Origin of the sequence: Skermanella aerolata KACC 11604, from assembly GCF_000936425.1 — a bacterium.
Lineage (GTDB): Bacteria > Pseudomonadota > Alphaproteobacteria > Azospirillales > Azospirillaceae > Skermanella > Skermanella aerolata.
The window spans coordinates 1-362 of sequence record NZ_AVFK01000234.1 but is presented as its reverse complement, the minus strand read 5'-3'; the positions used below and the strand labels follow the sequence as shown (position 1 = coordinate 362).

At 51.1% G+C, this 362-nt stretch carries 1 rRNA gene; it reads right to left on the bottom strand.

The window, feature by feature from the left end:
* Positions 1-83: 83 nt before the first annotated feature.
* Positions 84-362: ribosomal RNA gene (locus N826_RS39350) — 23S ribosomal RNA — on the bottom strand; the annotation flags it as partial.

The following is a 362-nucleotide window of genomic DNA, read 5'->3' as shown; positions in this document are numbered from 1 at the left end:
CTCACCCCTTCGGGGCCAACGCTCCGCGTTGTTCAAAATCGTTCCCGACGATTTTGTCTCTCTAAAAACACCTTCGGTGTTGTAAGGTTAAGCCTCACGGATCATTAGTACTGGTTAGCTCAATGCATCGCTGCACTTACACACCCAGCCTATCAACGTCTTAGTCTTAAACGTTCCTTCAGGGGCCTTAAAGGCCCAGGGAAGACTCATCTTGAGGCAAGTTTCGCGCTTAGATGCTTTCAGCGCTTATCTTTTCCGCACTTAGCTACCGGGCAATGCCATTGGCATGACAACCCGAACACCAGTGGTGCGTTCACTCCGGTCCTCTCGTACTAGGAGCAACCCCTCTCAATCTTCCAACG